The sequence below is a fragment of the Vibrio sp. OPT20 genome, from assembly GCF_963889365.1.
Lineage (GTDB): Bacteria > Pseudomonadota > Gammaproteobacteria > Enterobacterales > Vibrionaceae > Vibrio > Vibrio splendidus.
On record NZ_CAWPOA010000033.1, the window covers coordinates 142035 to 154802 of the forward strand.

Genomic DNA, 12768 nt, shown 5'->3' on the forward strand with positions numbered 1-12768 from the left:
TAAACTTGCAATATACAAGCCAAAAAATAGAGTAAATTGGAATGTCACTCTGACTTAAAGATATAGGTTAAGCCGGAAAAAGAAAACCCAGCACTTGGCTGGGTTTTGAAGTTAGATAGTAACGTTGCACCTAGTACGAGTGCCACTCATTACTTTAATTTGTAGATGATGCCTGGATTACAGCGAACCATTTCAAAACGATCCGTTAAGCCTGTTAACGATTCAGACGCACCCAATAATAGGTAACCACCAGGATTCAGGCTGTTTGCCATCTGGTTAAGTACCTTTGATTTCATATCAGGCGAGAAGTAAATCAGCACGTTACGACAAAAGATGATGTCGAACTTACCTAACAATGCATAGCTGTCCATCAGGTTCTGAGGGCGGAAGTTCACCATGCGCTTAACGTTATCTTTCACTTTCATACGGCCATCGCCCGCATCTTCAAAGAAAGTACGACGACGCTCAGGAGAAAGTCCACGTCCCAATGCAAGGTTGTCGTACGCGCCAGTGCGGCACATATCCAACATACTTGCTGAGATGTCAGTTGCGGTAATCGATACATTTGGCAACATACCTGGCTTACGAGCTTGAGTTTCAAGAATCGTCATTGCCATTGAGTATGCTTCTTGGCCTGAAGAGCTTGCCGCAGACCAAATCTTAATAGGACGTTTATTTGCCGCTATTTCCGGTAGAAGTTTATCCGCAAGCACAGCAAACGGGTAAGTATCACGGAACCAAAGTGTCTCGTTCGTCGTCATGGCATCGACTGCAGCCACGCGCAGCTCACGGTTTCGACCTGTTACTACATCTCTCAACAAATCAGACAACGAAGCTAACTTAAACTTCGTTACTAATGGGCTTAGACGGCTGCGCACTAAGTACTGTTTGCTGTCACCTAATACAATGCCACATTGAGATTCTAAGAAACGGCTGAAATCGCGATACTCTTGATCACTTATTGTTATAGCAGTCATTAATGTCTCTTTTAGTTAGTTAACGCAGCTTTTACCGCTGCACCAAGCTCATCGGGGTTGAACTTCGCGATAAAGGAGTTAGCTCCTACACGCTCAACCATGGCTTGGTTAAATACACCACTCAATGATGAGTGTAAAATTACGTATAGATCTTTAAGTTCGGCGTGACGACGAATCTCAGCAGTCAGCGTATAGCCATCCATTTCTGGCATTTCGATATCTGAAATCACCAATGAAATCTGATCGTAAATACTGCCTTCTGATGACATCTCCACCAGCTTCTCATAGGCTTCTTTACCATCTTTCACCGAAATAACTTCAAAACCAATCGACTCAATCGCACGCTGAACCTGCTTACGAGCAACGGTTGAATCATCAGCAATCAAGATACGACGAACCAATTCTTTACCTTGTTCTACTTCTGCGATTTCTTCAGCAATTTTGCTGTCCATTGTTTCATCAACAGGTGAAATCTCCGCTAGAATTTTTTCTACATCAAGAATTTCTACCAGCTCATTATCAATGTTGGTGACTGCAGTCAGGTAATGGGCTTTGCCTGCACCATCTGGCGGCGGAAGAATCGACTCCCAGTGCATGTTAATAATGCGTTCTACTGAACTGACCAAGAAACCTTGAATAGTTCGGTTAAACTCAGAAATAACCACAAAACACTTTTCAACATCCGTTGTAGGACGGCCACCAATCGCTAAGCTCAAATCGATTACAGAGATCGTTTGGCCACGAATGTGTGCTACACCTTTAACCAGTGGGTTCAAGTTTGGCATTTTTGTCAGTTTAGGGCACTGAAGTACTTCTTTTACTTTAAAAACATTAATGCCGTAACGCTGACGCCCCATTAGGCGAAAGGTTAGTAATTCTAATCGGTTTTGACCGACGAGTTGCGTACGCTGATTCACCGAATCAAGAATACCCGTCATGAGCTCATCTCCATATCAAACTTTTTTGTATAAAAAGTGTTAGTCTACTGCAGGCTACGAACCACTAGAGAAACGGAATGATATATCATAAAACAAATCTGCCGCTTTTTTCCATAGCAATGTGTAGAGCTACTTTTAAAACTGTCGCTAAGTTTATCGGCATTTTATCAATATTGTTTAGTTTTTTTGTACAAGCTGCGACTCCAGAGCAAATTGAAATGATTCAGTCTGCGGCGGAACAACACATCCTAGAGACAGTTGAGCAGCCACAAGGCGGCGAACTCTTTGTTAACTCAGCAAATGTGGACTCTAGAATCAAAGCAACAGATTGCCCTATTCCTCTAGATACCAGCGCCTCAACCACCAGCAATACCCGCAGTAGCATTACGGTTTTAGTGCAATGTGTTCCTGATGAATGGCGAGTTTACGTGCCGGTACGTCTTTCAATGTCAGTACCACTAGTCACAACAACACGCTCATTAGCAAGAGGCGAAATCGTAGGTCAATACGATGTCACCACCGCTATGATTTCGCTTAACAAGTTTCGTCGCCAAGGTTTCACCGCTCCCCAACAAGTGATCGGCGCTAAGGTAAAAAAGAACCTGAGGCCAGGTGATGTTGTCGAAAGAGGCGATATCTGTGTCGTATGCCGAAACGAGAAGGTTATCATACAGGCAGTAAAAGGTGGCATGACCATTACCACCAAAGGGACTGCACTTACGGATGGCTCAATGGGTGATCAAGTAAGAGTGAAAAATGATAAATCACAGCGTATAATTGAAGGTATTGTTACCAGCATGTCTGAAGTCACGGTTTACTTTTAACTCTTTACTTCTAAATTGACGGTATCGTTAGTTATTTTGCTCTCAACTTTAACGCCAAAATATAACGACTGTGGTGTTTTGTCCCTTTTCGACTATTGAGCTAAAAATTGCTAAAGTATTCGAACCCTTGGTCGATATTGACTGTACAGGTTCCCATTTTTGAAGAAAAAGGCTTAACTATGGCAGGCATTGATAATATTCGTTCAGGGCAAACCCTAACGACCACTAACCGACCAACAGTACGCTCTGATTCTAGCTCTGAGGCATCACGTTCTGATGTGTCAACTAAATCACCAGCAAGCAAAGACGCGGTTTCACTAAGCCAGCAAGGCAAAGCGATTGGTCAGCTCCATCAAGACATGGCAGCACAACCAAGCTTTGACTCTGTAAAAGTTGCTGCAATAAAAGAAGCGATTGCGAATGGTTCATACACTGTCGATCCAGAGAAACTGGCTGACAACATGATCAAGTTCGAAGATGAATTAAAAGGCCTTTAAGAAAACACTAACTTTTCATTGAAGTTATTGTCTTAAAGTACACGAGGTTATGGATAGGTTACGTTATGGCGGCACTAGCAGATTTAGTTAATTTTCAACTTCAAAATGCCAAAGCCTTATCTGAATTATTGAGTTCAGAGAAAACCGCTATTACGAGCCGACAATCAAACGATATTGAGCGAATCGCCAAAGAAAAAGTGGTCCTTGTTGAACAGCTAAGATCAACCGATCAACGAATTGCTACCCATACCAATATCTCAGAATTGACCGAGAATCCTGAACTTGCTCAGTTAGTCGCAACCATCAAGTCCATAGTGCACGACTGCCGCCAAGCGAACCTAGTCAATGGCGAAGCCTTGAATCGAGCACACCTCAGTTTCAAAAAACTCAGCAATATGATGCAGCAAAGCCATGGTAAAATTGGTATGACTTACAATGCCGGTGGCCAAACGCATACGATTTCTACGCTGGGAACCAATGTAAAAGCCTAATTGGGCTAATCTTCTTCGCACAACACCCTTCTTGCTTGTATCTGTATCTGTATCTGTATCTGTATCTGTATCTGTATCTGTATCTGTATCTGTATCTGTATCTGTATCTCAGCCTACCCTTCTCACTACACCGTCAAAGTCTCTCTAAACCTGTAAATACCCCTAATAAACGATAAACACAAAAAAAGCGGCAAGTATTTTCATACTTGCCGCTTTTTTAGTCATAACCGTTATTGGTTGCCGACACGCCATCTGGAAAGCGAGTGGCAGCCAATATAATTAGGTAAGCCTATAACTAGATGACCCCAAAACTAGAACAACGTTTGTTGTCTCTTCTCAGGCACTGCCTGAACTTCACCGTAATTACGTAGCTGTTCCATCTTACGGATATCTAATTGGAGCTCTGTTACATAGCTATCACCCACTGGGTAGCTGCGCACTACTTCTGCGCCACGGATTACGCCATCAACTGCACCAGAAGTACGTTCAGTGCCAAGGCGTTGATCTTCAAGCTCTGCTCGGCCGCTTACTCGCATACCATACACTTGTTCAGCAAGTTCACGATAAGCATCGATCTTGGAAGCTCTCATCGCACGAATGCGCCTTTCCTCATCGTTACGTCCCTTTTGCTCACTGATACTCGCGTAACCAACGGCAACTAAGTAATCGTCTGGCCTCATGTTTTGCAGAGGCTGACAGCCAACAAGCAGCAAAGCGGCAACAACAAATATTAACTTCTTCATCTCGAACTCCTAGGGGCGAAGAATAACGGTGTAAGGCTGAGTCATCGTTGGATCAGAACGAATAATGACACCATCTTGAGTTCGAATGCTGTTCAGAGTATCTAGATCTCGACCAATACGATCCGCTGGCAAAAAGCCTTGCGCGGAAGCAACCACAATACGAGTTTGCATGCCTACCACACGAGCATTAACTAGAACACCGCCCTCTTGACGAAGCATAGTGCCTGTCAGCACGTACTGGACATCTTGCTCTTGAGCTAAGTCTTTCCAATCACGGCTTAATGCAAAATCACCTTGGTGAGTCACTTGAATAGAACCGGTTGTTTTAAAATCAACCACCTTGAAGCCACGACGCTGAAACTGATGAATAAAACCTTCTGAAACTGAATTACCTAGCCAGTTTGTTGTGTCCATGTGTTGCAGGTCAACAAACGAAGTAATCGCAATTGGGGTTCTTGCTGAAATACTCGTATTCGAAATGATCAAATCTTCAGTCATACTTTCCACGAAAAAGTCCATGGTATGACGAGGGCTGTCCATCAACATAAACTGACTGCCTGAATATTCAGACTTGCCGTTATAGATCGGCGAATAAGCGCATGATGTCAGTAACATGACACTCATTACTACGAGCCATTTTTTCATTCTCTAATCTCCAGATATGTTTAGTGCTACCTATTCCAATATGTTCTCACCATTATTCTTTTCAATGGATTACAATGTTGGAACAGTCTTTGCTTTTCATTAATGGTTCAGATTAAGAAAAACGCACTTAAGTCAGCTTCAAGCTTATAGTTATTTGTTAAGCAATATTTATACCCAACTGGTAACGAATAGATGAAAAAAATAATTTCTTACTTATTTTCAATAAGTTCACTGATAACCATAAGCTTCAGTGCTCATGCCTCTTGGTATGAAGTTACCGGTACAGCAACCATCGTATCGTCAGAGGAAGCCGCAAGAGTCCATGCGCTGGAAGACGCGGTATATAAAGCGATCCAGTTCTCTGGTGCTGACATTGGTAGCATTGCTAACCTCACGCCCTACCTCGACGCGAAGAAGAAAGAGTTTCAATTTACCAATCATGAAGTGCGCTACATCTTGGTAGAAAAAGAGAAGAAACGCAGTGGCAATATAATGATCACTGCAAGGATCGACATCTACCCTTCGGCAAATGCTTGCCATGAGAGCCAATATAAGAAAACATTTTTGGTCGGCAACATTGATGTGACTTCCCCACAACAAGCTGTAATGGGCAGAATCTATAATATTGGTGATGATTTTAGCCATGTCGTTGACCGACAACTGGCGCAAGAATCTCGTAGCTTTGTTTCTGTTGGTACAACCAATTACGATATCGACAAGCGTCGACCGGAAGTGATCAAAATGATCGCACAAGACACGGGAGCACAGTACATTATCGGCGGTGATATCACCGATTTAACTGCGACCATTGAATCCAAGCTTCTAAAAGACGACATTATAAACCGCCAGTTTGCGTTAGAGATGCAAGTCTTTGACGGTAAGACAGGTCATCAGGTTTATAACCGTAGCTACCGTGAAGTGGCAAAATGGCCTTTTGCTAAGACCAGCGAGGTTGATACGCGCAGTGCTCGTTTCTGGGCATCAACCTACGGCAGTATGATGCTTCGCGTCAGCCGCAATATTATGTTGGACTTGGAATCAGAAGTATCATGTAAAATCACGCTTCCAGAGGTGGCTGCAGTATTTGGTAACACTGTGACCATTGATTTAGGTCGAATGCATGGCGTTCAACAAGGTGACAAACTGCAACTGTGGCACACCGGTTCGTTTATCGACCAACGAGGCTTGCCACGTAACAAGGTATCTCAAAGTGATATCACGCTAACGGTTTCTCGCGTGTATGAAAATGAAGCCGAGCTCACGATTGATCAACCTAGCCTTGCTGGAAGCATTCAAATTGGTGATGTAATGCAGAAAATCATGTAGTTAGCGACAAGCTCACTTCATAGTTTCTAATAAAGCCTTAGCACTTGTGTTAAGGCTTTATTTTTTTCATGATGATTAGTTTCGGTTTTAACGTATTTGTCGTAACCTTATTAATAACATAATCATCATTTAGCAAACTATGAGCCAGAATAATCTAATTGGTGCGACCGGTTATCGATTTATATCGAAAGGCCAAACCGCTTTTAAAATCCACATCCATACTCCCGAAGATACGGTGTTACATCGTTCTGTCGGTTTTGTTCGCATGGGTGAAGACAAAGCACTAAAGAAAACCATTAAGTTAAGAGATGAGCTTGGCAGAAAGCTCTGGGGAAAGTTTTGGCCAAAAGTCCTTAGAGAGCCCTATCTGATGACGCGTTTACCGCACAGTTTAGAACCTAAAATAGTATTCAAACCAAACCCGACTCAGACAGATCCCGAACATCGAGATGAATGCTACATCGCTAAATGGCGCGTATTCTCTGAAAGTGGTGAATACAAATACAGAACCAAAGTATGTTCTATACGCAAACACGGTCGACTTGCGGCCTACAGCCAAACCAAACGAGCGCTGCTTGAAGCTCACAAAGATGTGATTGAGCTGCTTATCTTTATGGGACGACTGAACAGCATCGACCTGAAGTAGTATCAACCTCAGTAAAGCGAGTAAGCTAAGAATCAGCTTCCCATATTTAGCAGATACAGAAACAGCCGCATTGCGGCTGTTTTTATTTATAGCTATACATCATGCCGCTTTAGCATGTTGCTACACCCTAAATCGACCACCTAGCTTCGGCATATCTCCGACAGTGTCGTCAGTCGGCGTTTTGATTCTTTCACATAGGGGTTACTTTGATCCCATGCGTAACCAGCCAAAATAGAACACACCATTTGCTTAATCTTCGGGTTGGGATCTTGATAGAAAATCACATCCTGCAAAGTACCTGAGTACCATCCCTCAACATAAGTTCTAAAGGTGTTTACGCCAACCATCAATGGATCTGCATAATCACGTTCCCAATCAACCTTCTCACCATTGAGCTGCTTTTCCACGCACTCAACCGCAAACTGAGCCGACTTCATCGCAATTGTCACACCTGATGAAAACACAGGGTCAAGAAACTCACCGGCATTACCCAGCAGCGCATACTTGTCTGTTGCCAGGTGCTTTACGTTGGCAGAATAACCACCGATTTCGCCCGCAGGGTTCGGATACTCTGCATTTGCCAGTATCTCAGCCAAACCCGGCTCTTCTGTTGCCAGTTGCTTAATCGCGGCAATCTTATCTTGTGGGTATGATTCAAAGAACTTAGGCTCACCGACGACACCAAACGAAGACACTCCGTTACTAAACGGGATCAACCAATACCAAACGTCAGGGTTGGTCGGGTGCACCGAGATCAGAATTTTGTTTCGATCATATTCAAGGCCGGTATCAACCTCTGAAATATGATCGTTAACATGCGTGAAAATAGCTTTACGTGGAGGAAGCGATGATGGCTCCTCTAAATCAAGCATCTTAGGTAGCACGCGACCAAATCCACTGCCATCCAGCACGTATTGAGCTTCTAGCTGATAGTGTTCTCCATCAAGCACTTGTACGTCTAAAATGGTGCTGTCTTCAGTGAAGTTAATACCCATCAACTCATGTTGATAATCAATAGTAACGCCTTGTGCTTCGGCTGTGTCTGCTAACACCTTATCAAAGGCCCCTCGCTGAACCTGAAACGTGGTTCCCGGCCCAGCAGAGAACTTATCTTCAAAATTGAACGCGGTATACACGCCATTTTTACGAAAAGCGGCACCATCTTTAAATTGGAAGTTAGCGTCAGCCACCGCTTCGCTCATGCCAGCTTGTTCAATCACTTCCATACAAGCAGGTAATAGACTTTCACCAATAGAAAAGCGCGGGAAAAGGCTCTTTTCAATCACTCGTACATCGATGCCTTTTTTGTAAAGCAAAGACGCGGCAATAGACCCTGATGGCCCAGCTCCGATGATCACTACTTGAGTTGACAGTTTTTTCATTAATTTAAGCCATGTTTGTTATTTTTTATTGCGCGCCAGCTTTCAATTCAAGAAGCGTGTGACCAAGACCAATATCGTCGGTACGAGTTACCACTTCGAAACCCGCTTCTTCAACAATCTCTAAGAAATCTTCACTGCGGTAAAAACGGCTGTTGCCATTTGCCAAGCAGGTAAAGTAGAGAGACGTCGCGTTTAAGCTATAAGAAGCCGCATCGTATTTCTGTGCATCCCAAAACAGTTCAAGGATATAGACAGTCGCGTCTTCTGACATATGAGAGCGAACACGCTTTAATATGCTCAGAATCTCCATTGGCGAGAAGCAATCAAGGAACTGGCTCATCCACCACACATCCGCACCCGTCGGCAGCGCTTGCTGTTTGTCGAGCATGTTGGCTGGGTATGGAGTCACTCGGTCTCGATGGCCATGTTGTGTCGCGTTTGCCATTGCCATTTCTAGCTGTTGCGGCAAATCAACAATCGTGACCTCAACATCTGAATCGTGATTGCAGCACTGCATTGCCCACTTACCGGTGTTACCACCGATATCCACTAGCGATTTAGGTTTCTTGCTGAAGACTTTCTCAAGCAAAACAGGGAACGAACGGTCCGAATAGAAGTGATCGAACTTAAACCAACTCTCTTTGGCTTTTTCTGGCAATTGAGACAAGCCTTGGTAAATGGTTTCCCAATCACCCAGCTCCTTCAGGCCAGCAGGTGTGCCTTCTTCAATCGCTTCGGTTAGATGCATCATCGCTGCGTAACAAACATCGGCTGTGAAATCCATGTTTGCGTTAGTCATACCATCGTGCAGAAGGTAAAAACCAAGGTTGGCCATTTTATAGTTAGGTTTGTCCCAAGTAACAATATGAGCACTTAACGCCATATCAAGCAGAACTTTTACGCCGTACTCAGATACGCCCGTTATTTCCGAAAGAGTCTCTGCAGGTAAACCATCATTACCCGCGTCATCTAACGCTTTCAAGATACCTAAATCACGAAGTGTACGGGCAGTATGAAAAACAATGGGAGCGAAAGACAATTTCTGCGCTTCTGTTTTTGCTTCTAATGCGTTGAATGGATCTAATTTATATTCCGACACGAAAAACCTAACTTTAAATAATAGAGGATTACTCAGCTGCCATTTGTGCAAGCTTACGTTTAATATCAACGTTTAAGTTATTAACCCAACGGTTGTAATTACGGTGTATTTCACCATCGTCGTACTTCAAATTCTCTGATTCAACGTAAAGAATAGAGTAAAACTTGTCACTATAAGGAATTTCAATCACAGCATGGTGTGAACGAACATACAGTTCTGCACGGATCAAGCCAGGCTTTATTTCTGAAACCAACCAGCCTCGGTTTTCAGCAGACTCATAAATAGCTGATTTCACCTGTTTACTTTGAAGATTAAGTGCAACTGGAGTATCCTCAACATTCATTACAGGTTGGACACGTCCACACCCTGCAAGAACGAATATGAATAACATTGAAACGGCTATTTTTAGTAATTTCATTTAAATTCCTTACCTGTGTTTATTTATAAGCACGCATAGTATTTAGTTAGACCCAAAGCAAATCAATACTCTATGTCAAATCAATCCCAATTAATGTCGTTTAATATTGAGAAATGGTCTGCAAATTCTGCGGGGCTCAATTCCGTTGCCGAATGGCAAACATGGAGCACAAATATAGATTGGCCACAAGATGGCTCAACTGAATTTAAAGCCATCCCGCCGATGATGCGCCGTCGAATGAGCCTGCAAAGTAAGCTTGCCGTCCAAACTGCATTGACTCTATTAAAAGACACCTCGGTTGATTTTCTGGTTTTTGCCAGCCGACATGGTGAGCTGCACCGAACTGCCACATTGATTCAATCAATCTTAGAAGGTGATGACGCCTCACCAATGGCGTTCTCGCAGTCGGTGCACAATACCGCTGCTGGTCTCACAACGATTGCCGCAAAAGCGCCGATTCCACTGACCTCTATCGCGGCTGGGCAAGATACCTTTCATAACGCCCTGATTGAAGCTTACCTTTATCTTCGCCAATACCCATCGCATCGTGTCTTAGTCATCGACTTCGACCAACCGCTACCAGAGCTCTACCAAGAATACGAATCTCAGCACTATGCAGATTATGCTTTGGGCTTAGTGCTCACGACTGGCAGTGAATACTCTATAACTAGAACAGTAGAAGCCAACCAAGCATCTTCCGGGTTACCACAAGGGCTACAAACGCTCCAACATATCTTATTGGGTACAAATAAGTGGACTGTTGCTGGCAAGCACCAAACTTGGTCGTGGATAAATAACGCCAAGACAGGAACACAGCAATGAGCAAGTTAGACCAATATTGGCGAGTGTTTGCGACAGGGTTCTGCTTTACCACTTTTGGGCTGGGAGGCTTAGTTCTCAGCTTTTTGATCTTGCCTTCGATCGCACTCACCACATCAAACACCATTCAAAGAGAGCTCAAAGTTCAGCGACTGATTCGTTTCTCATTCAATGCTTTTTGCCAAATCATGAAGTTCACAGGCGCAATTGATTACAGAATTGATGGCGCCGAACTGCTACGCGAAGATCGCAACTGCATCATCGTTGCCAACCATCCGAGCTTAATCGACTATGTGCTGATCGCCTCTCAACTTCCTCAATGTGATTGCCTCGTCAAAGCGGCAATATGGGAAAACCCGTTTATGAAGAGAATTGTTAAAGCGGCGGGTTACATACCCAATCAAGCACCTGATGATCTTTTAGAACGTTGTGAAGAACGCTTTTCACGTGGCAATGTACTGCTGGTTTTTCCCGAAGGGACTCGCACAACACCAGGAATTGAACCATCATTACAACGTGGTGCGGCGCAAATTGCCACTCGAACACAAACCGATTTACGCGTGATTCATATTACGGTTTCTCCGACATTCTTAACGAAAGAGAAAAAATGGTATCAAGTTCCTGCTACGAAACCCTTTTTTCATATCGCGGTGAAAGGTAAAATAGAAGTCGCACCATTTATTGAGAATGCAAATAACTTAACTTCGGCAGCAAGACGCCTTAATCATCATCTTGCACATACTATATTTCCTTCCGAAGAAAACATTTAGCTAATCAATAAACAACCGGCGATATCGGCATTTCGAAAATACATCGCATAATGTAGAATCGCCCCCTTAAAGCAGCATTCAGATAAAGCATTAAGTAGGCCAAAGTGGAAACATTACACAACGAACTGAAACAACTGATCATCGACGCATTGAACCTTGAAGACATGAGCATTGATGAGATTGAAACAGAAGCTCCACTATTTGGTGATGGACTTGGACTAGATTCTATCGATGCACTTGAGCTTGGTCTTGCTATCAAGAAAAAGTACAACATTGTTATCGATGCCGACGATTCAAACACTCGACAGCACTTTGCGTCAGTTGAAAATCTAGCGAACTACATCTCTTCTCAAACAAACAACTAGACAGATCTTTATGACACAAGCGAACCAACAAGAAGTATACAATCAGGTTAAAGATGCGCTTATTGAGCTGTTTGAGCTTGATGCTGAAGATATCACGCCTGAAGCACACCTTTATCTCGACCTAGACCTAGACAGCATTGATGCGGTTGATTTGGTCGTTCATTTACAGAACGTAACGGGTAAGAAGATCAAACCTGAAGAGTTCAAAGCAGTACGCACCGTTAATGACGTTGTGGAGTCTGTGGTTGAACTATTGAAGGACGCCTAATGCGTCCTCTGCTGACTTTATTGTCGGCAATCATACTTTTCACTTATCCAATAGCGGTTTACTTTGGACTCAACAAGTTTGGCCTACAAACCGTTGGTATCGTCTTAGCCGCTATCTTTGCTGTCCGCATTTTCACCGGCGGTCAGGCTAAGATCAAAGAGCTAAAACACCTAGCTTGGATCAGTGGAAGTGCCGGAATTGTTCTACTGGCATTAGGGTTAGCCTTCAAACAGCATGGCTGGTTAACCTATTATCCCGTCATCGTTAATGTTTGTATGTTGGCTGTATTCGCTTCAAGCCTATGGCAACCGCAAACCATTATCGAACGTCTTGCTCGACTCCAAGAGCCTGAACTTCCGCAAAGTGGCGTTGATTACACACGAAAAGTCACCAAGGTTTGGTGTTTATTCTTTGTTATCAATGGCTCTATCGCCTTTTATACCTGCTTCCAACCTCTTGAAATCTGGACCCTATACAATGGCTTACTCAGCTATTTGTTCGCCGGGTTACTCTTTGCAGGAGAGTGGGTGGTAAGACAGCGCATTCGTCAGAGTTAAATT

General features: G+C 43.5%; 17 protein-coding genes. 10 read left to right on the forward strand and 7 right to left on the reverse strand.

Features of this window, described 5'->3' with window-relative positions:
* Nucleotides 1-149: 149 nt before the first annotated feature.
* Together AACR09_RS06990 and AACR09_RS06995 are read right to left on the reverse strand one after the other, a co-directional pair.
* Entirely contained in the window at nucleotides 150-977 is an 828-nt protein-coding gene (locus AACR09_RS06990; protein ID WP_004736174.1) for a protein-glutamate O-methyltransferase, read from the reverse strand.
* 11 nt (nucleotides 978-988) lie between these two features.
* Nucleotides 989-1915 carry a chemotaxis protein CheV gene (locus AACR09_RS06995; RefSeq protein ID WP_004736173.1) on the reverse strand — a complete coding sequence of 309 codons (927 nt, stop codon included), beginning with the start codon at nucleotides 1913-1915 and terminating at the stop codon, nucleotides 989-991.
* Nucleotides 1916-1992: 77 nt separating this feature from the next.
* Here AACR09_RS06995 and flgA point away from each other — a divergent pair, with 77 nt between their 5' ends.
* The 3 genes from flgA to AACR09_RS07010 all read left to right on the forward strand — a co-directional run bounded on the left by flgA (nucleotide 1993) and on the right by AACR09_RS07010 (nucleotide 3727).
* On the forward strand, nucleotides 1993-2739 hold the full coding sequence (flgA, locus tag AACR09_RS07000) for a flagellar basal body P-ring formation chaperone FlgA (RefSeq protein ID WP_017085300.1): 747 nt from the start codon (nucleotides 1993-1995) through the stop codon (nucleotides 2737-2739).
* Nucleotides 2740-2918: 179 nt separating this feature from the next.
* Nucleotides 2919-3236, forward strand: coding sequence for a flagellar biosynthesis anti-sigma factor FlgM (gene flgM, locus AACR09_RS07005; protein WP_004736171.1), 318 nt, complete (start codon nucleotides 2919-2921; stop codon nucleotides 3234-3236).
* 65 nt (nucleotides 3237-3301) lie between these two features.
* The gene (locus AACR09_RS07010; protein ID WP_193836253.1) at nucleotides 3302-3727 is read left to right on the forward strand and encodes a flagella synthesis protein FlgN; all 426 of its coding nucleotides are present in this window, start codon (nucleotides 3302-3304) and stop codon (nucleotides 3725-3727) included.
* 311 nt (nucleotides 3728-4038) lie between these two features.
* On the opposite strand, the gene flgP is transcribed toward AACR09_RS07010, so the two are convergent.
* Both flgP and AACR09_RS07020 read right to left on the reverse strand, forming a co-directional pair.
* Complete coding sequence (gene flgP, locus AACR09_RS07015) at nucleotides 4039-4470, reverse strand: flagellar assembly lipoprotein FlgP (protein WP_004736169.1); 432 nt, start codon at nucleotides 4468-4470, stop codon at nucleotides 4039-4041.
* Nucleotides 4471-4479: 9 nt separating this feature from the next.
* Entirely contained in the window at nucleotides 4480-5115 is a 636-nt protein-coding gene (locus AACR09_RS07020) for a FlgO family outer membrane protein (RefSeq protein ID WP_004736167.1), read from the reverse strand.
* Nucleotides 5116-5307: 192 nt separating this feature from the next.
* Between AACR09_RS07020 and AACR09_RS07025 the strand changes: the two genes are divergently transcribed.
* Together AACR09_RS07025 and AACR09_RS07030 are read left to right on the forward strand one after the other, a co-directional pair.
* On the forward strand, nucleotides 5308-6441 hold the full coding sequence (locus AACR09_RS07025; protein WP_017076832.1) for a flagellar assembly protein FlgT: 1134 nt from the start codon (nucleotides 5308-5310) through the stop codon (nucleotides 6439-6441).
* 139 nt (nucleotides 6442-6580) lie between these two features.
* Complete coding sequence (locus AACR09_RS07030) at nucleotides 6581-7087, forward strand: hypothetical protein (RefSeq protein WP_017084506.1); 507 nt, start codon at nucleotides 6581-6583, stop codon at nucleotides 7085-7087.
* 140 nt (nucleotides 7088-7227) lie between these two features.
* Here the strand turns inward: AACR09_RS07030 and AACR09_RS07035 are convergent, their stop codons facing one another.
* The 3 genes from AACR09_RS07035 to AACR09_RS07045 are packed head-to-tail and all read right to left on the reverse strand — an operon-like array spanning nucleotide 7228 to nucleotide 9986.
* Complete coding sequence (locus tag AACR09_RS07035; protein WP_193836254.1) at nucleotides 7228-8469, reverse strand: NAD(P)/FAD-dependent oxidoreductase; 1242 nt, start codon at nucleotides 8467-8469, stop codon at nucleotides 7228-7230.
* A gap of 25 nt (nucleotides 8470-8494) precedes the next feature.
* Nucleotides 8495-9568 carry a methyltransferase gene (locus AACR09_RS07040; protein ID WP_193836255.1) on the reverse strand — a complete coding sequence of 358 codons (1074 nt, stop codon included), beginning with the start codon at nucleotides 9566-9568 and terminating at the stop codon, nucleotides 8495-8497.
* A gap of 28 nt (nucleotides 9569-9596) precedes the next feature.
* A complete protein-coding gene (locus AACR09_RS07045) occupies nucleotides 9597-9986 on the reverse strand; it encodes a hypothetical protein (RefSeq protein ID WP_017084503.1) in 390 nt (129 codons plus the stop codon).
* 72 nt (nucleotides 9987-10058) lie between these two features.
* On the opposite strand from AACR09_RS07045, the gene AACR09_RS07050 reads away from it, so the two are divergent.
* From AACR09_RS07050 to AACR09_RS07070, 5 genes are all read left to right on the forward strand, one after another.
* The gene (locus tag AACR09_RS07050; protein WP_193836256.1) at nucleotides 10059-10808 is read left to right on the forward strand and encodes a beta-ketoacyl synthase chain length factor; all 750 of its coding nucleotides are present in this window, start codon (nucleotides 10059-10061) and stop codon (nucleotides 10806-10808) included.
* A complete protein-coding gene (locus AACR09_RS07055; RefSeq protein ID WP_102483199.1) occupies nucleotides 10805-11575 on the forward strand; it encodes a lysophospholipid acyltransferase family protein in 771 nt (256 codons plus the stop codon). The genes AACR09_RS07050 and AACR09_RS07055 overlap by 4 nt, the downstream gene beginning before the upstream one ends.
* Before the next feature lie 104 nt (nucleotides 11576-11679).
* Complete coding sequence (locus AACR09_RS07060) at nucleotides 11680-11940, forward strand: phosphopantetheine-binding protein (RefSeq protein WP_004736154.1); 261 nt, start codon at nucleotides 11680-11682, stop codon at nucleotides 11938-11940.
* Nucleotides 11941-11950: 10 nt separating this feature from the next.
* Entirely contained in the window at nucleotides 11951-12208 is a 258-nt protein-coding gene (locus tag AACR09_RS07065; RefSeq protein WP_004739745.1) for an acyl carrier protein, read from the forward strand.
* Complete coding sequence (locus AACR09_RS07070) at nucleotides 12208-12765, forward strand: COG4648 family protein (RefSeq protein ID WP_050648062.1); 558 nt, start codon at nucleotides 12208-12210, stop codon at nucleotides 12763-12765. The genes AACR09_RS07065 and AACR09_RS07070 overlap by 1 nt, the downstream gene beginning before the upstream one ends.
* The last annotated feature ends 3 nt before the right edge of the window (nucleotides 12766-12768 follow it).